This is a genomic window from Clostridium perfringens ATCC 13124 (assembly GCF_000013285.1).
Taxonomy (GTDB): Bacteria; Bacillota; Clostridia; order Clostridiales; family Clostridiaceae; genus Sarcina; species Sarcina perfringens.
Genome location: NC_008261.1, coordinates 1,263,226 through 1,281,719, shown reverse-complemented (window position 1 = coordinate 1,281,719; position 18,494 = coordinate 1,263,226). Strand labels below are relative to the sequence as shown.

The following is an 18,494-nucleotide window of genomic DNA, read 5'->3' as shown; positions in this document are numbered from 1 at the left end:
TTTCTCTTAACACTTTATTTATATTTTAATAGATTATACATTATTAGTTAATTTTTTGAAAGTGTTCTTTTTATTAACTTTTTGTAAATAAATTCTATTAAATCCCTTTAAAAGGCAGTATTACTTTGATTCCCCCACCTACTTATATATTAATTTTTTTAAAAAATATCAATTTTGCTGTTTCATAAATTATAATTAACATTATTAATAGTTTATTAATAAATCATTGATAACGTTAATTATAGTAATAAAAATAAACTCATTAGGTATAATATTTCATTACACCTAATGAGCTTATTTTAAACTTATCTCTCTTTATAATTTTTAAAATCCCTTACGAAATGGAGGGAATACATAATCATCTTTTTTTCTAAGTGAAATTAATACTTCTTCTCCACAGATATCTTTGCATACCACTGTACCTCTAAAAACCTTAAGGTTATCACAAGCTCCCATTTTTAAGAACTCCATAATAGCCTCTACCTTTGTATCATAATAAGCTTCTGGAACTTCTTTACCATTAGGAGTAACTTCTGCTAATATATATTTCTCTGAAATATATTTACACCAAGCATTTTCTTTATCCCAGTCAGCACCAAATTTTTCTGACATAATATCATACCAATTTTCAGCTAGTTTTTGCTTTTCAGACTTATTCTTTCTTCCAACTAATTCTTCCTTAAGTTTCATAACTGCATATCTAAGATAAAAAACCTTATCTACTTCATCTTCAAATTCATATAAATTAAGATCAAATCCATAAGTTTTATAAACCTCAGTAACTTTTTCATTTAGTTTTTTAGAATCAATTATAAAATTTCCATTCTTTGTCTTATATGTAGTAACTCCCATTATTGCTCTCCTTCATCTAGAAATACTATTTCTTTAAATATATTTAATCTTTAGTAATATTAAGTTTTATAGTTTATTAATCAAAATTTTTATTTCACTATATAATATTATTATCCATAACCAAATTTTCCTATTATATAAACTAATACTTATCCTTAATAAAAGCTTAAAACACAATAATAAAATGACTTTTGTTAACATTTTGTTATTATATTTTATATAATAACATAAACAGTAAAACTTTACCAGTTAACTGAAATCACTACATAATTTTTATTTATGAAAAACATCAAAATTTTGGTTTAACATCTCCATTTATTAAATCAATAAAATCTTTAATATGCTTATTATTCTCTAAATTCATGGATATATCATATATAAGCCATCCAAAATCATTATTAGACAATAACAACTCTATTCTTTCACGCTCCACTTTCCAATAATACTCTAAATTACAAAAAGCTCTTAACAGGGTTATTTCATTATCAGTGTAACCCCCTCTTCCATCCCAAAGGCCAACAATCTCCTTACAGGCTTTCATACTAGCATAAACATCCTCATTCCTTTCTTCTCCACTAGAATTTAAGGTTGCATATGCAAATTTACTAATATTGTACTTAAGTTGTTCCTCTAATCTTTTTTCATATAAATATACCTTTGTACTTTTATAAATACCAAAGAACATACTTGCTATTAATAATACTGATAAAACAACTACTTTATTTTTCTTTAAATACTCCCTTAATTTTTTAATAGTCATTGACTCTCCCCCTTATTTCATATATACATTTAATTATATATATTGATATTTTTCCCACAATATTTTATATATCTTTTATTAAAAAAATTACAATTGAAGTAAAAATAAAAAAGATGTATTGTTTTTATATAGGTTAATTTAACCCTATAATTTTAAACTTTATATTTAAAAGGAGAAATTAAATTGAAAAGAAGTAATTCACCAAATAATAAAAAAATTGAAATAAAAGAAATCTGCGAAATCTGTGGAGAAGAGATGGATGAAAATCCTTTTGCATATGACTATGATTCAGAAAATAAACTTGTCTTTAAATGTCCAGCATGTGGCCACAGAAAAGTTAGAAACTTATAAAAATTAAATATTCTTATTTTTAACATTAAATACTTACAAAGAGAGTATAAAATAACAAAAGAGAGAGCTTTACTTAAAATAAAACTCCCTCTTTTGATTAATATATAGGTCAAACTTAATTTTTTAATAAAACACTTTTAAAATTTTATTTTTATTCTACAGGAATAAGTTGCCATTGACTTGTCCAATAAGTATTTGGAACATTTCCATACTGTAAAACGCCTTCATAACTTTCTGTATGTATTGACATATTAGGCTTCCATCTGTTAACAAACCTTGTATATCCATCTACTGGTACTTCACTCCATTGAGCACTCCACCAAGTTTTTGGAACCTTACCATGTTCTATATATCCAGTTTGGTTTTCTATATTTAAATATTCTCCTGTTTCATTATTCTTTAATAAAGTGTATCCATCTCTATATTCTTTACTCCATTTTGCATTTTTTTCATTTTTTAAAGTTATGTCCCCATAAGACACTTTATCATTATTTTCTTCAATATAAAGGAATTTTCCTGTTTGTCTATTTCTTATTAAGTAATTATTTAAACTTTCACTCTCTTTATATCCATCTACTGGTTTCCAAACTCTCATATAATCAATTGCCCATTCCTTAGGCCAAACATCATTATGAACACCTGAACCTGCATCTGTGTATATATTTAAAATTGTCCCCATTTCATAGTCTGGTGAACCATATATAACCTTAAATAATTCATTATCATAATAAAATTTCAAAGCAGTAGGAGTCCATTCCATTGCATAAATATGATATTCAGAAGTTGGATCTCCTGATGGAACTTTATCTTCTGAAATAGTCCAAGATGTTTGGAAGTTTGGATCATTCCATCCATATGCAGCGATTCTCCATGTATCTTTTTTACTAAAGAAAGTTTCTAATATATCAATTTCACCTGTTTGTTTTGAATTGAACCAATCATTAGTATCATCCTGCATACCAACCATCCACCAAGCTTGATGGCCTCCACCACCTGTGTTAGATAACTTAGCACGAATTTCAAAGTATCCATATTTAGTTGTATAACCTCTCCACTCATTTCTTTCATGATTATCAGTTGTTCCACTAAAATTATGTATCCAACTTTTATCAAAAGACATTATGGCAGATGATCTAACAGTTCCATCATGCTCTGGGCACCATGGTTTCTGATCTTCAGTTATATATTCAACAAGTGATCCATTTTCAAAGCGATAATTAGCCTTAGCACTTTCAGGATCCTTGCACCAATGTGGTAAATAATAATCAGTCCATTTTTCTCTATCTAATGTAGGACCATTGAACTCATCAGAAAAATCTAGTTTATATCCAGCTTTTTCAATTGGATTTGCTGGAAAATCCTTTGCTTTTGAAATAGTAAATGGTAGCAACAATAGTAACATAAAGACAAACATAAATCTTAATACACCTTTTCTATTCAAAAATACCCCTCCATTTAAAAGTTTGACCTATAAAATATATTTATAAAAAAATTATAAATATCAAAACTTTATAAATTTTCTTGTGAACTTAAAAATTCCAAGAATCTTTCAACGCCCCCTGATAAAATTATTACTTCTTCTGGTCTTTTTCCTTTTAAATTAGAAACATCAAAGAAATCTCCACTTTTTGATGAATCAGTAATCATAAAACTATCACTACCATATAATCCCTCATCAATTCCTATGTATTCATCTCCCCAAAAGCTACATTCTTCTGGTAATATTCCAAATTCATCTTTAAAATACCTTAAAATTGTATTTACATTATCACTTTTGCTAGAAACTCCAACTTCTAAGTATTTAGCATCTGTTGTTACTACTAAATCTAAGCCGTATTTCTCTCCTATTTCCTCAGAGATTTTAATAAGTCCTAAAATCCCCTCATTAAATCCATGCCTAGTTAAATTTTCTTTTAATATATCAACCTCATTTTCTTGAAGAAATAGTTGCTCTCCTCTATTATTATCGACCATAAGATCTATTTTACAATAATTAGGTCTGCTAAAAACTATATCCGTCTTATAATCATAGTCTTCTAAAAGCTTCATATGAATATCAAAACAAGCCTTATGAACATCTAAAAGAACTGATTTTTCTGGTATCATATTATTGAATAACTCTAAATTTTTATTTTTATTAAATTTATAATTGTATGCCCCTCTACCTAAGCCTAAAAATAAATTTTCTAATTCTTTTTCAGTAAAGTAATCTTGTAATCTTCCACCAGCAATATTTTCAATAGTAGTTCCACTAATTATTGCTAGTTTTATTCCCTTATTAAGTAAACCCTTCATTCTCGAAACTATTTCATCTACTGGTACCTTCCTAGAAGTTACAGCAGTACCATCCCAATCAAAAAAGATAGCTCTATACCCCTTATTCATAAAACACTCTCCCTTTTTTCTTATTAATAATAAATTTAAACAAAGCAGATTAAAAGTTTTATTTTTAAATAGCTAAACTATTATTTAGCTGGTATTTTTATTATTTCACTTAAATTTTTAAGATAAACTTTTTCTCCATATACATATAATTCTAAATTCTCGCCCTCTAATAGTCTTATTTCAATTTCATCTTTAGAAATTTTTATTTCTAATAGATTCTTCTTATAGAAAATTTTAAAACTATATGCATTCCACTCCTTAGGTATTGTAGGATTTAATTCTAAAATTCCTTTATTAGTTCTAAGTCCTGCAAAACCATTTACAATGCCTTGCCAGGTTCCTGCCATATTTGCAGCATGAATTCCAGCATAAAAGTTATTGTGATAATCATCTAAGTCCATTCTTGCTGACTGTGAAAAATACTTGTAAGCCTCCTCATCATATCCAATTTGACTAGCTAAAATACCAAATATACAAGTTGATAAAGAGGAATGATGCAATGTTACTTCTTGATAGAAATCATAGTTTTTTCTTAATTCCTCTATACTAAAAAGATTACTATGAAGGTACATTGCTAAAATTGCATCAGCTTGCTTTGACATCCTTTGTCTAAATATAAATAGAGGATGATAATTTTCATAAAGAAGATGTCTCTTTTCTTTAGGTATTTTTGAATCATCCCAATGCTTCCTCTTCATAAAGCCATCATCTAAAGGATACACCCCTCTTTTCTCATCATACGGGAAATACATATTTTCAATTATTTTTTTCCAATATTCTATTTCTTCATCTTTTAAATCAATCTTTTTAACCAAATTATCATAAGCTAATTGATCTTTTTCTTTAATCTTATTTAATGCCCATATTGCATCTCTAAGGTTTTCACGGGCCATAAGATTAGTGTAAAAATTATTATCAACTATAGCATTGTACTCATCTGGCCCAGTTACAGCACAAATACAATATTTATTTCCTACATACTCAGAAAATGATCCTACATCAGCCCAAACCCTTGCAGTTTCACATAAAACCTCAGCTGCTTTATCCTTTAAATAGTGAAAATCATCATTAACATCTACGTAAAGCTTAAAGGCATATGCTATGTCTGCATTTATATGATATTGAGCCGTTCCTAAAGGAAAATATGTTGATGCTTCCTCTCCATTAATTGTTCTCCATGGATATAAGGCTCCTTTATCATGTCCTAATACCCTTGCTCTCTCTCTAGCTTTATCTAAAGTAAAATACCTATAATCTAGTAATTTCTTAGCTAAATCTGGCTTAGTATATACAAATACAGGAAGTACATACATTTCTGTATCCCAAAAATAATGTCCCTCATATCCTTCTCCACTTAACCCTTTAGCTCCCATTCCGGTTTTACCATCTCTCCCAGCTGATTGCATAAGGTGAAAAAGATTAAATCTTATTCCCTGTTGAAGTGCATCATCTCCCTCAATAATTACATCAGCTGTTCTCCAAAATTCTTCAACATATTCCTTTTGCTCTCTCTCAGCTTCTATATATCCTTTTTTCTTGGCATCACTTAAAATAGTTTTTATAAAGCCATGTAACTTTTTACAATTCATATCTAAAGATGTGCTATATGCAATAAACTTATCTAATATAATTTCTTTATTTTCCTTAGCATAAAATTCATAAGATACCCCAAAAAGCTCATAATTTTTAAAATTCTTTCTTATAAAGTTTTCTGCTGATATTTTATTTACTGCTCCACAAGCTATTGAAAGTTCACTATTTAATGTTGTTCCTTCATAATAAAGTTCATCTTTTATGGAATCTATATAATCATTTGCAAGCCTTTTACCAAAAGGACCATAATCAACTAAAGGATTAGTTTTTCTTGTATGATTTTCTACATTTGCATCAATAGCAGAGATAAATTTTAAATTTCCACTAAAGTTTAAAGGAGTAACTTTATAACGTATTTCCATTAAATTTTTATTATTAAAACTAACAAATCTACTTATGCTAATTTTTATTTTTTTACCCTTAGGTGATACCCATATAAGATCTCGAGTTATCCTTCCCTCTTTCATATGCAAAACTCTCTTATAATCTTCTATTTCACCTGTAAGCATACTGAATTCTTCATCTTCTATAAATAGCTTTATTATTTTAGCATTTGGAAGATTTAAAAGTGATTGACTTTCTGTAGGGAAACCAAAATTCCATTCCCCATATCTTATATGCTCACTTTCATAAAAGCCATTTACAAAGTTTCCTTCTAATCCTGTTTCAACATCAAAATCATATTCCTCTTCAAAGGTGCCTCTAGTACCTATATATCCATTAGCCAATGAAAATGTTGTTTCATTTCTATAATTATTTTTTAAAAGAAATTCTTCTTCTGTTATATTCCAAGGCTCTATTTTATAAATAGGCTCTCTATAATCTTCCATATTACTCTCTCCTTACCACTTTATTTTCCAAAAAACTTCATTCTTTTTCACAAAGGAATATAAAAACTCAATGGCATCTGGTTTCAATGCTGTCCTATGTTTTGAAATTGCTTCTCTCTTTAAATTTTCTTTTAAATTATTACATTGCATTTCTTTAGGTACAATAAAACTTAATGCTTCACTCCATTTTAAGTTTGAAGTTTCTTCTAGAAGTTTTGGACATGTAAATTCACTAACTTCTTCAGTAATAATAGGCCAATTTTCATCCCCATCACAAGAATGTACTATGCCACTATATAAATTAGGTTCATAGTTATTTTTTTCTCTAAGTTCTTTTAGTATTTCAACTACAAAACAATATAATCCGCTATGATCTCCGTGGGTATCAAACTCAGAGGTTGTAAAAATATTTTTTGGCATATATTTTTCTATTACTCCTAATAAATCATCATGAAAATTCTTTCTAGTATATTTACTATGTTCATTAAAATTTTTAAAGTGATATTCTTTATGATTCTCTAAAGAATAAGTTTCCTTTGAACAGCTAGACTCTAAAATTTTATTTTCATCCTTCTCTTCATAAAGATTCCATATAAAACTTTCTTCTTTAGGCATTCCAGTGTCCGCATATCCAAGGACTATTAAATTTTCACTTTGTAACCCTAAAAGTTCTAAGCCTTCTATACTTTCGCTAATTCTTGCCCTTCCCACAGAAAAATCTTTACAATCATAATCTCCATTAGTAGCCATTACTACCTTCACATCAACTCCACTTTCTATGGCATTTTTTATTATTCCTCCTGTCATAAGTAATTCATCATCCTCATGGGGAACAATTATCATAATACTTCCAAAATCTTTGTCTATATTAATATTTCTCATAAAATTATCACCTCGCCATTTAACCTTTAACAGCTCCAGTTGTAACTCCACCTATTATGTATTTTTGCATAAATATATAGAATACCATAAGAGGTGCAACTCCTAGCATTAACATTGGGAAAAGTGCTGTCCAGTCAGTTGAGAATTGACCTATATTTCTAGATACTTCTTGTAAAATAACTCCATTTTCTCTACTTTGTAAGAATAATAAAGGTGTTAAGAATTCATTCCATACATTTAAAGTTACTATTATAACTACAGTTGAAATAACTGGTTTTAAAAGTGGTAATATAACTCTAAAAAACTTTTTTAATACTCCGCATCCATCAATATCTGCAGCTTCCTCTAACTCCATTGGAATAGTAGCTTCTATAAATTCTTTAAATAAAAATATTGCTTGAGGTGTGTTTATGGCTACGTTTACTAATATTACAGCAAAGGCACTATTCATAAGATGTAAACTCTTTACGATTTTATATAAACTTACTATATTCATTTGGAATGGAACTATTAATCCTGCAAGGAAAAGCAAAAACATACGATTTCCAAGTTTAGTTTTTGTTCTAGCTAAAGCATATCCAGCCATAGATCCAAAAACAACAATCAATATAACCGCTGTGGCAGTTATAAACACTGTATTTCCAAAAGCTCTTGGAAAACTCATCTGTTTCCACGCATTAGAATAATTTTCAAAAATCCAAGTCTTAGGAATTCCTAATGGACTAGCGGTTGCTTCTTGAGGAGATTTAAAAGTTGTTACTATAAGATAATAAATTGGTATAAACCATATAGCAGCTAATAGAATCATTGCTAATTCTAATCCCCATAGTTTTTTGTCTTTTTTCTTAATTCCACTACTCTTCACTTTATTCATCATGATATAGACTCACTCCATTTCCCCATTAATTTCGTTGTTATTCCACTTATTACAAGAACTATAATAAAGAATAATACTCCAAAGGCTGCCCCTGTACTATAGAATCCATCTGAAATACCTTTTTTCATCATAACAGTCATAACTGTTTCAGTAGCATTTCCTGGTCCTCCTGAAGTCATTGAATATATGATATCGAAAACCTTCATACCACCTATAAGTCCTGTAACAACTATTATTTTTACTGATGGACACATTAATGGAAGTGTTACATGAAAGAATTGTTTTAAACTTCCAGCTCCATCAATACTTGCAGCTTCATATAATTCTTTAGGTATTGATTGTAAATTTGCTAAGAATATAACCATTGCCCATCCTGTCCATTGCCAAGCTTGAGTAAAAATTACAGAAAATAAAGCTTTATTTGTTGTGAAGAAATTTATTGTGTCTAATCCTAAAGAATGTAATATATTATTTACTAAACCATAATCTGATGATGAAAGTATAAAATTCCATAAGTAACCTATTATTAATGAACTGAATACTGCTGGAAAGAAAAATACAGCTCTTAATAAATTACGGCTTTTTAATTTTTTATCTAATAATACTGCTAAAGGTAATGCCAAAACTGTTTGTAACCCTGTAAGAGCTATAGCATATATTACTGAGTTCTTAATACCAGTCATCATTACTGGTGTTGAAAATACCTTAGCGTAATTTTCAAATCCAACAAAACTTAAATTAATAGGATTTATATCTGTATAATTAGTAAAACTATAAAATATTGTGTATAAAAATGGTACAATACTAAATATTAAGTAAATTGCTAAAGCTGGTAATACAAAAACATAAAAGTATTTTCCCAAAGTTCCCGGTGTTCTTCTTTTCTTTTTAACTAATTCCATGTAGTCTCCTCCTTTAAATGCTAGATAAGTTTTTTAAAATTGCTCATAACTCTAAACAAATTAGAATTATGAGCAAAAGATTTAATTTTATTTATTTATAAGTTCACTTGCAGCAGAATCTACATTTGATAAAGTTGTTTTTAGATCTTGGTTTCCAAGTAAATAATTTTGCATTTGTTTACCGTAATCTACATGTGCTGATCCTGCATCTCCCCATTCATTCCAAGGACAATAAATATGACCTGCATTTATAGCTTTTTCAGCTCCCTTAAAGGCTTCTGGAAGAGTGAATGAGGTTCCAGTTAAGTAAGAAGATCCTCCTTGATTGTTTTCCCATAAAGCTTTTTGTCCCTCTTCTGTAGATATAGCTTTTAATACTTCCATTGCTGCATCTTTATTTTTAGATTTTGAATTTACTGCAAATCCACATCCAGGTCCACCTATTAACCATCCATCGCTAGGTTTTGTTCCGTAAAATGGCATCATATTAAGTTTTAAATCAGGATTTTTTGACATAATTGCTTCTAAATCCCATGGTCCTGAACAATACATTGCAGCTTTTCCAGTAGCAAATTCCTCTAAAGCTTGATCATGGTCTATTCCAGTCATATCTTTAGTGTATATTCCATCCTTTATCATTTCTGACCATTTATCTAAATACATATTCCATGTACCATCTAACTTAACTTTTCCTTCTCTATACTCTTGTCCAAAGTTTTTACCAGCATCTGTTGATAAATACTCTGCTGTTACAAAGGCCATAGAATTCTTTAATAAAGGTTCCCATGATTTTAATCCTGCTGCTAAAGGTTTTATTCCTAAGCTTTGGAATTTCTTACAAACCTCAATATATTCATCAAAAGTCTTAGGTATTTGAATATTATTTTCTTCAAATAATTTTTCGTTATAATATATTCCTTCAAACCAACTTATTCCTGGTAAAGCATATACATTATTATCGTACTTATAAACATTAGTACCTGAATCTGAATACTTCTTAGCCAAATCGTTTACATTTTCTAGATATCCTAATTTAGCATGTTTTAAGGCTGATGCTGGAGATTCACAAATTATATCTGGACCCTCTTCAGCTGATAATTGAGTATCTACTATTGTGTTATAGTTTGAGTTATCAATAAATTGATACTCTATTTCCACATTTGGTAGTTTTTCAGATAAATACTTTAACATATCTTTCATTGTATCTTCATTATTCCAGTTAGTCATACGAAGCTTTACTTTACCACCATCTTTTGCTTGAGTAGAATCAGTTTTGTCACCACATCCTACCATTGCAGTTGCTCCAATCATCATACATAGAATTGCACTTAGAATTTTTTTTCTCATATCTCTTCCCCCTTTAATTTATCCATCCCTTTAATGATGTCATAGCTTATAAATTATTAAGTTCCTCTTATGATTAAATTATAAAATCATTTAATTTATTAATAAATAATACATTTTTTCGAAACATTGTACAATTTTACGTTATTTTTTATTAATAAAAAAATGCTGTATCAAAATAACTTTTAATAAAACTTAAAGCCTTATAAAGAGAATTTTAGTAATTTTCTCAGTATGCTTCTATGTTTTATCTCTTAACTTTGATACAGCACCTTAGTTTATTTTTAATTTAATTTATCATCTATTTTAGGAAGTCTTAGTGCAATGCATATATAATTATTTTCAACTAAAGAACACTCTAAGTTACACTCTATGCCATAATATAGTTCTATTCTTTCTTTTACATTATATATACCATATCCTTTTCCTGGCTTATTTAACATCTCCTCTATGCTATTAATATCATTATTATTGCTACTATTATAAATTTTAAAGATTAAAGAATCTTCATCCTCCTGAAACTCAACTATAATCTTTCCTCTTTCTTTTCCTTGATTACAATCAATTCCATGCTTAATAGCATTTTCAACTATAGGTTGTAGAATAAAATTTAACATATTATTTTGTAATCCCTTTTCATCTATTCTATATTCCACATCAAAACTATATGAATGTGCTATTTTTTGAATTTCAATATAGGATTTTATATTATCAATTTCACTTTTAACATCTGTTATATCTTGTCCATTATTTAAACTAGTTCTATAAAATTTAGCTAGATACCCTGTTATATCACTTATATCATCATTTCCTTCTCTAATGGCTTTCCACTTTATAGTAGATAAACTGTTATATAAGAAATGGGGGTTTATCATAGCTTGTAATGCTTTAAGCTCAGTTGCTTTCTTCTCAAGCTCAATTTTATAAACTTTATTTATCATATCGTTTAAGTCCCTTGTCATATGTCCAAAGCTATTTGTCACAATTCCTATTTCATCAGTATCCTCTGTAAAAATAGGATTATTGAAATTCCCCTTTGAAACATCTTCAGCCTTATCCTTAAGCAATAATATTCTTCTGCTTAAGGCTTTAGATAATATATTTATTAATATAACTACTACAATTAAACAAAAAATTACTATTAATAAAGTTGAACCTATTATAGGGATTAATTCCTCTGTTATTTTCTTTTTATCTAAATAATAAAACACCTTCCAATTTGAAGCATCAATATTATTTTCACATATTAAATACTCCTTTTCTTTCAAATTAGCTCCAGATTTTATATTTAATATATTTTCTAAAACCAATTCATTTATTTTACTATTTTTCATCAGCTTTTTAAAAACTATATTTCCACTATTATCTTTAATAATAATTCCATTATCTAAGAAATCCATATTTTCTAAAGGCTCTGTTATAATACTCATAAACAATTCAATTCTAAGTACACCTATAACTTTACTATTAGTTGCAGTGTCTAATATGCTTCTAGTTATAAATAATTTTCCATCCTCATAACTCCAAAAGGGCTTAAAACTCTTTTCACTTTTTTTATACCATTCCTCACCCTCTACAAAATTACTTGGCTTTAAAAAGGATCCTATCTCTCCACTTACATTAGGAGTATATATATTTATTTCCTTTATGTAATCATCACTGGTTATAAAATACCAAAATATAGGCTCTACAGTATCATTTAAGGTTTGTGCTATTGATATATTATCATTAGGCTTATTTTCTATAACCTTTCTAAAGTTTAAGTTATAAGCAAGATATTTTGCATACCCCTCTTCCTTTTTTAATTTAAAGTCTATCTCATCAGCAATTCTAAGACTATTATTTTCCATTGTCTTCTCAGTTTGTATTAATAAATTTTTTCTTGATTCACTAAAACTATAAACCCCTAAAACTATTATTGGTATAGATACAGATATGCTAAAACTAATAATTAACTTTTTCCTTATAGATGCTTTTCCTAAAAACCACTTTATTATTTTTTCAATCATACATAACCTCACGTGCCTTAACTATTCTTACGTTTAAATTGATTTGGAGTTACTCCAAAATAATTCTTAAATATACGGTTAAAGTATGATTGATTTTCATATCCACAGGCCTTACCAACTTGTACAATTTTCATATTACCTTCTTCTAAAAACTCCTTAGCCTTATTCATTCTAAAATCAGTTATATATTTAACTATGTTTGAGCCTGTTTCTTTCTTAAAAACATAGCTTAAATAGGTTGGCGTAAAATTAACCTTATCTGCAATATAATCTAAACTCAGTTCACTGCTATATTCATTTTTTATTATCTTTATCACTTTGTTAGCTATGCTTTTTTCGTCTAAAATATCATTATCACATTCCTTTGCAATATCCTTTATAATAGATTCAAAAGCTGCTTTTAAGGTTTCACTTGAGTTACATTTTAATATCTTTTCTATAAATCTCTTTTTCACTTCACCATTATATATATCAAAGGCTTTACAAAGTTTTTCCATTAAATCATAAAAAAGGTGATGTATGTATATAGTACTAAGTGAACCTGATTCTAACATGTATTCTATAAGCTTATTTATGTAAAATTCAATATCATTTAAATTTCTTTCATTTATAGAGTTTTTAAGATTTTCCTTTACATTCTCTATTTCAAGTGTGTATAAATCATTAGTTTTATCCTTATTAACCCTAATAATCCTTGATTCAAAATCATAAATATTTTCCTTTATATTATTTAATCCCTTTACCTTATCATAGATTTTTTCAATTCCACAAAATACATTACTAATAAAAAAAGAAGAGTTTTCATTGGCTAATAATTTAATTTCTCTGGCTAATTTAAAACAAACTTCTTCTAAAAAATCCTCTTTTATTTTTAAATTGCTATGCAATAATAAATATGATTCATTAGGATAAAAATTTATATATTCATATGGAATTTTTAAATATGTATTTAAGAGATTAAAGAAAATCTCCTCCTTCTCCTCAAAAAAGTTATCTCTTGTCTCTATGTTTATTAATACTAAATATTTATCTTTCAACTGTATATTGTATACGTTTAACTTTTCATTAATATCATTTTGGTTGTTGTGATTAGCTAATAGCTTATAAAGTAACATCTTCTTGCTTGATTCCATAAGTAATTCTTTTTCTTTCTCTTCTTCCTTTCTTTTTATGCAGCTTTTTATTACCTCTTCCATAACTCTTTTAAATTCATCCACCTCAATAGGTTTAAGTAAATAATCAACCACTTTTGCCTCTAAGGCTTTTTTAGCATAGTCAAATTCACTATATGCACTAAAAATTATTATTCTAATTTTAGGATCATACTTAAAGGTTTCCTTTGCTAATTCTAGTCCATCCAAGAAAGGCATTTTTACATCTGTAAAAAGAATATCTATATGATTTTTCTTTATGTATTCTAAAGCTTCTTTTCCATTTACAGCTTTAGCTATATTCAAAGGAAATTCATATCTTTTTATAAGAAATTCAATTCCTTCACGTTCTGTAGCCTCATCATCTACTAATAGTATTTTTAACATATCTTCTCCCCCTTTTATGCTTAAAAGCTTTTTTAACATTGCATAATTATTAGTATATAAAATTAATTACTAATTCTACTTTAATATAATGTATAATAAAAATTCAATAATAGTTAAAAATTTTTCTTTATAATAGATTTGTTAATACCTAAATTTAACATAATTATTAACAATAATTTTAATACATAGTTATTTTATATAATTTTATTATAAAAATAATACTTTTTATCATACTAAGAACAATATAGTAGAGATATTCAAACTTATTTAAGGAAGTGAATTACTTGAAAACACAAACTAGGAATTACTTAATTGATAATAGTAAAGGCCTTTTAATATTTTTAGTGGTCTTAGGACACAGTTTAGAATTTATTAGAAAAGATTATGAAGTGGCAAGACTTTTATATGTATTCATATATGAATTTCATATGCCTGTATTTGTTTTTATTTCAGGATATCTTTCAAAAAATGTAGAAAAAGGACGTAGAAATGCCGTAAGAAATTTTCTCACTCCCTTTTTATTATTTAATATAATATGGAATTTAATCACATTGGCAGGTCCATTATTTTTAAGAGCTGAATTTACTAAACTTCCTAATGAACAAGCATTTTCCTTCTTCACTCCTGGTTGGGCACTATGGTATATATTTGCGATGTTTTTATGGAAAATCCTTTTACCTGATCTTTTAAAGTTTAAAAATATTTTTATTCTTAGTATTATTTCTGGTATTTTTGTAAAACTCTCTGGTGAATTTGGCTCTTATATGGCTCTTTCTAGAACCATTACCTTTGCTCCATTTTTCTTAGCTGGTTATTATTCTAGTGAGGAAAATTTAAAAAGATTTAGGAAGTTTACAAGATTTAATATTATAAACAAAGTTCCTTCAATATTAATTCTAATTATTGGAGTTTTAATAGCCTTAATTTTTGTTAACTATTCAAATATTGCAGATGAATTTTTCTGGGCAGATAGGTCCTATAGTAATTTTAACATAGAAATATTCACTGGAATCTTACTTTATATTTCAGTTTATATAATTGGATTCGCTTTTGTATATGTCTTTATAAACTTAATGCCAGAAAATCAAACATTCCTATCAAAAATAGGTAAAAATACTCTTTCAGTTTATTTTTTGCATACTTATTTTATAGGTAGTATTTTAGGATTAACAAGCTTAATGTCAAGTAATTTAGGAAAATTACTTGCACTAATAGTAGGCTCTCTAATAGTAACATTTATTCTCTCTAGGGATTGTGTAGCTAGATTTTTCAATAAATTTTTAGATAAATTTAACAGACTATTATTTATAAAAGAATAGAATATGTATAAAAATAAACAAATAAAACTTACAAACATATGCCGAGAATTACTAGATTTCTCTTCATAATGTTTGTAAGTTTTATAAAAAGTTATTTCGATACCAATACCTTATAATCCTTATTAAAAAGCTTAACTAGATTTAGATTTTAGTCCAAAAATCTATAATTTAATCTATTTCCATTTGTATAATCATATGAAATACTCTTTTTTCCAATATATCCTTCTACAAATAACTCTCATTTCTTAGTACTTTCTATAGATAATACTGAAATCAATTTCAATTTTATTTGTTCAAGTTTCTCCTTTTGTTCCTTTGTTCTTACCCTTCCATCTAAACTCTTTGTAAGCAATACTGCATCTGAATAGTTTTTATTATCTATAAACTTTTCTAGTTTCTCCATATCACTTTTTATATCTTTATCATATTCAGATTTTTCATCTATATTCTTATTTAATGCATCTACACATTTCTTAAAATTAGGGAACTCATTAGACTTCTCCCCAACATTTTGAATTTTAACTTCAGCTTTTCTTATCTTTCCCTCATCTAAAGCCTTACTTGCCTCTAAATAATTTTCAATCATATCTTTTAGTTCTTTAGCCTCTTTATTTTTAGGATTTTCGTCTAAAGCTAACTCTAAAGATACAACTGCCTTCTCATATTGCCCTTCATTAATAAGTTCTTTCCCCTTATCTAGTGCTTTATTAGAACTACTACATGCAATAAGATTTAATGATAAAATTGTAATTAATACTACTAAAATTAAAGCCTTAATACTTCTTTTCACCTAATTACCTCCTGTCACCTAATCTATATTATTTTAATTTAGCTTAGCAAAATAATTTAAGCAAAATTATAATCCTATAAAAAATCCTATATTTCTATAATTTTTTCAATTTCCTTTTTATCCCAAATAAATAGTATCATATTTTGAACAATAAGTAAATATTCTTAACTAACAAAAATAATAATGAATAATTAGTAAAACTTTTAAATACAAAAAACCAAATATAATTGAAACCTAGCAAAATCAAAGGGAGTAATTTAATATGATCAAATTACTCCCTAAATATGTAACATTATTCTCTTTTATTTCTGTAATATCCTACAAATACTATATTAACTTTATGTAAGAATTTAATTTTGACATTTGGATTTCATTTTTAATTTTGTAAACTCCATACTTCCTTTCAACCATCTTCCCTCCAAGCTTTCTAACATGCCATTGTATGTTCATCCTATCTTCTAAACCTTCTAATTCTTCATATTCATCACTTTTTATTTTAAGATAACATTCTCTAATAACCTTACAAAACTCTCTTGGTATTTTTACATCTCTCATAGCTCTAACTATCCCTTCTTTTCCTTCAATCAAAAGGATTTCAAAGGTATAATCTAAATCTTCTGATAAATAAAAATCATCGGAAGCAAAATTTAAATCCACTGGAAAAGCACTACATTCCAAAACCCCATCTATAGTTAGAGTAAACCCTATAAAATCTCTTGAAAGTCCAAACTCCTTTTTGGGATAAATCTGAAATCCAAGTTCTAACTTTCCGTAGTTAATAGCAAAATGATCTTCTTTATTTGAATTATCCCATCTTAATAATAGGTTAAATTCATCTTTATTTTGAAGAACCATTGCACTATCTCCCTTAATATCCATATAGGTCTTATCCCCTATACCAACAATAACCCCCTCATCTTCATAACACGCCTCTTCTTCGCTCTTTTTAAGATTATCTCTAGCATTATTAATAGTACTTAAGAAAAGTTCATCTTCGAATTCATCTGTTTTAATAAGTTCTCTGACGAAATCTCTAACATCACTAAGCTTCTCATTCATCATAAAAACCTCCCCATTTATTACATGTCATCCCAAATCCATTATATACCAAAATCTTTTTTTGGTACAGACAATGAAAAAGACCATATCAAAGCATTTATTTAATCATAAACCTTTCACAAGATATAAGTATTTATAATTAAATCACTTTTGATATAGTCTAATATAATTATAGTTTTAATCTTTAATGTATTTATCTAAATTAGATTCTTCTGGTTCATCTGTAAACTTATATAGGCTAAAACTTTCTTCTACCTGCTTTGATGTTATTCCATCAAAAAGTATAGCATCAAGATTTTCTAAGTCTTCTAGAGCAACTTCTCTATTATAATCTTCCCTTGTAATTTTTAAATAATACTCCCTAATAATCTTACAAAGCTCCCTTGGGAATCTAATATGTCTCATAGCTCTTACTATATGCTTTTCATCTATAGCAATTATATTTAAAGCGTAATTCATTTTCTCAGAAAATTCAAAACCTTCAGGAGTAAAATTAAAGTCTAGCCTCATATCACTATAATCAACAGCATCCTTTATTGATAAGGTAAATCCAACAAAATCATAATTAATATCAAAGTCTTCTCTCTTAAAAAGTTGAAATCCAAAATCAACCTTTCCTTTACTTACGCCTCTAAAACTCTTCTTAGCTTCACTTGGAAACCTTAAAATAACTAGGAGACTATCCTTATCCGTCAAAAGGCTAACCATGTCTTCCGAAAGATCTATAGAAAGCTTGCTGCCAACCTCTAAATAACACTCTCCATCTTCATCATTAGATTCTAGTTCCTGAAGGTTGTCCTTTCCTAAAACCTGATACAAATAGTTTTTAAATTCAATATCAAATTCATTTTCCATTCCTTAAGTCGTCTCCTTTATTTTTAAATAACCTTCAACTATTATATATCAACAACATTATAGTTACAAACCATATTTTAACCATTTTTAATTCTAAAAAGACTTTAAAAATAGCAGAGACACCATATACCATAATAATTAATTAAGT

Annotated in this window: 16 protein-coding genes; 2 read left to right on the top strand and 14 right to left on the bottom strand. The window is 27.5% G+C overall.

The features are described from left to right. Window positions 1–324: 324 nt before the first annotated feature. Together CPF_RS05510 and CPF_RS05505 are read right to left on the bottom strand one after the other, a co-directional pair. Window positions 325–852: a hypothetical protein gene (locus CPF_RS05510; protein ID WP_003456144.1), complete on the bottom strand. Its 528-nt coding sequence runs from the start codon at window positions 850–852 to the stop codon at window positions 325–327. Window positions 853–1,141: 289 nt separating this feature from the next. Continuing rightward, window positions 1,142–1,612, bottom strand: coding sequence for a hypothetical protein (locus CPF_RS05505; RefSeq protein ID WP_003456199.1), 471 nt, complete (start codon window positions 1,610–1,612; stop codon window positions 1,142–1,144). 183 nt (window positions 1,613–1,795) lie between these two features. On the opposite strand from CPF_RS05505, the gene CPF_RS14960 reads away from it, so the two are divergent. Further along, window positions 1,796–1,963, top strand: a complete 168-nt coding sequence (locus CPF_RS14960) for a hypothetical protein (protein WP_003456228.1) — start codon at window positions 1,796–1,798, stop codon at window positions 1,961–1,963. A 151-nt stretch (window positions 1,964–2,114) separates the two neighbouring features. Here the strand turns inward: CPF_RS14960 and CPF_RS05500 are convergent, their stop codons facing one another. The 9 genes from CPF_RS05500 to CPF_RS05460 all read right to left on the bottom strand — a co-directional run bounded on the left by CPF_RS05500 (window position 2,115) and on the right by CPF_RS05460 (window position 14,323). Next, window positions 2,115–3,404 (bottom strand): glycoside hydrolase family 16 protein, encoded by a 1,290-nt coding sequence (locus CPF_RS05500; protein ID WP_003456415.1) that lies wholly within the window; start codon window positions 3,402–3,404, stop codon window positions 2,115–2,117. Window positions 3,405–3,472: 68 nt separating this feature from the next. Next, complete coding sequence (locus CPF_RS05495; protein ID WP_003456288.1) at window positions 3,473–4,348, bottom strand: hypothetical protein; 876 nt, start codon at window positions 4,346–4,348, stop codon at window positions 3,473–3,475. Window positions 4,349–4,428: 80 nt separating this feature from the next. Next, window positions 4,429–6,771, bottom strand: coding sequence for a glycoside hydrolase family 65 protein (locus CPF_RS05490; protein WP_003456339.1), 2,343 nt, complete (start codon window positions 6,769–6,771; stop codon window positions 4,429–4,431). A gap of 12 nt (window positions 6,772–6,783) precedes the next feature. Continuing rightward, window positions 6,784–7,653 (bottom strand): PIG-L deacetylase family protein, encoded by an 870-nt coding sequence (locus tag CPF_RS05485; protein ID WP_011590576.1) that lies wholly within the window; start codon window positions 7,651–7,653, stop codon window positions 6,784–6,786. 19 nt (window positions 7,654–7,672) lie between these two features. Next, window positions 7,673–8,530, bottom strand: a complete 858-nt coding sequence (locus CPF_RS05480) for a carbohydrate ABC transporter permease (protein WP_003451790.1) — start codon at window positions 8,528–8,530, stop codon at window positions 7,673–7,675. Then, complete coding sequence (locus tag CPF_RS05475) at window positions 8,527–9,432, bottom strand: carbohydrate ABC transporter permease (protein WP_003451894.1); 906 nt, start codon at window positions 9,430–9,432, stop codon at window positions 8,527–8,529. Before CPF_RS05475 ends, CPF_RS05480 begins: the two co-directional genes overlap by 4 nt. 87 nt (window positions 9,433–9,519) lie before the next feature. Further along, window positions 9,520–10,779: an ABC transporter substrate-binding protein gene (locus tag CPF_RS05470; protein WP_003456161.1), complete on the bottom strand. Its 1,260-nt coding sequence runs from the start codon at window positions 10,777–10,779 to the stop codon at window positions 9,520–9,522. Between the two features lie 281 nt (window positions 10,780–11,060). Then, entirely contained in the window at window positions 11,061–12,785 is a 1,725-nt protein-coding gene (locus CPF_RS05465; RefSeq protein ID WP_011590575.1) for a sensor histidine kinase, read from the bottom strand. A 17-nt stretch (window positions 12,786–12,802) separates the two neighbouring features. Beyond that, entirely contained in the window at window positions 12,803–14,323 is a 1,521-nt protein-coding gene (locus CPF_RS05460; RefSeq protein WP_011590574.1) for a response regulator transcription factor, read from the bottom strand. A 284-nt stretch (window positions 14,324–14,607) separates the two neighbouring features. On the opposite strand from CPF_RS05460, the gene CPF_RS05455 reads away from it, so the two are divergent. Continuing rightward, window positions 14,608–15,642, top strand: a complete 1,035-nt coding sequence (locus CPF_RS05455) for an acyltransferase family protein (protein ID WP_041702648.1) — start codon at window positions 14,608–14,610, stop codon at window positions 15,640–15,642. Window positions 15,643–15,880: 238 nt separating this feature from the next. Here the strand turns inward: CPF_RS05455 and CPF_RS05450 are convergent, their stop codons facing one another. From CPF_RS05450 to CPF_RS05440, 3 genes are all read right to left on the bottom strand, one after another. Further along, the gene (locus CPF_RS05450; RefSeq protein ID WP_003451892.1) at window positions 15,881–16,432 is read right to left on the bottom strand and encodes a hypothetical protein; all 552 of its coding nucleotides are present in this window, start codon (window positions 16,430–16,432) and stop codon (window positions 15,881–15,883) included. Window positions 16,433–16,759: 327 nt separating this feature from the next. Then, window positions 16,760–17,491 carry a hypothetical protein gene (locus tag CPF_RS05445; protein WP_011590572.1) on the bottom strand — a complete coding sequence of 244 codons (732 nt, stop codon included), beginning with the start codon at window positions 17,489–17,491 and terminating at the stop codon, window positions 16,760–16,762. Between the two features lie 177 nt (window positions 17,492–17,668). Further along, on the bottom strand, window positions 17,669–18,346 hold the full coding sequence (locus tag CPF_RS05440) for a hypothetical protein (protein WP_003451821.1): 678 nt from the start codon (window positions 18,344–18,346) through the stop codon (window positions 17,669–17,671). Window positions 18,347–18,494: the final 148 nt, after the last annotated feature.

What these genes read in the sequence shown, in the direction of transcription:
- CPF_RS05480 (WP_003451790.1), bottom strand. Translation starts at nt 8,530, where the DNA reads ATGATGAATAAAGTGAAGAGTAGTGGAATTAAGAAAAAAGACAAAAAA.
- CPF_RS05465 (WP_011590575.1), bottom strand. Translation starts at nt 12,785, where the DNA reads ATGATTGAAAAAATAATAAAGTGGTTTTTAGGAAAAGCATCTATAAGG.
- CPF_RS05475 (WP_003451894.1), bottom strand. Translation starts at nt 9,432, where the DNA reads ATGGAATTAGTTAAAAAGAAAAGAAGAACACCGGGAACTTTGGGAAAA.
- CPF_RS05495 (WP_003456288.1), bottom strand. Translation starts at nt 4,348, where the DNA reads ATGAATAAGGGGTATAGAGCTATCTTTTTTGATTGGGATGGTACTGCT.
- CPF_RS05490 (WP_003456339.1), bottom strand. Translation starts at nt 6,771, where the DNA reads ATGGAAGATTATAGAGAGCCTATTTATAAAATAGAGCCTTGGAATATA.
- CPF_RS05445 (WP_011590572.1), bottom strand. Translation starts at nt 17,491, where the DNA reads ATGAATGAGAAGCTTAGTGATGTTAGAGATTTCGTCAGAGAACTTATT.
- CPF_RS05510 (WP_003456144.1), bottom strand. Translation starts at nt 852, where the DNA reads ATGGGAGTTACTACATATAAGACAAAGAATGGAAATTTTATAATTGAT.
- CPF_RS05485 (WP_011590576.1), bottom strand. Translation starts at nt 7,653, where the DNA reads ATGAGAAATATTAATATAGACAAAGATTTTGGAAGTATTATGATAATT.
- CPF_RS05470 (WP_003456161.1), bottom strand. Translation starts at nt 10,779, where the DNA reads ATGAGAAAAAAAATTCTAAGTGCAATTCTATGTATGATGATTGGAGCA.
- CPF_RS05460 (WP_011590574.1), bottom strand. Translation starts at nt 14,323, where the DNA reads ATGTTAAAAATACTATTAGTAGATGATGAGGCTACAGAACGTGAAGGA.
- CPF_RS05440 (WP_003451821.1), bottom strand. Translation starts at nt 18,346, where the DNA reads ATGGAAAATGAATTTGATATTGAATTTAAAAACTATTTGTATCAGGTT.
- CPF_RS05505 (WP_003456199.1), bottom strand. Translation starts at nt 1,612, where the DNA reads ATGACTATTAAAAAATTAAGGGAGTATTTAAAGAAAAATAAAGTAGTT.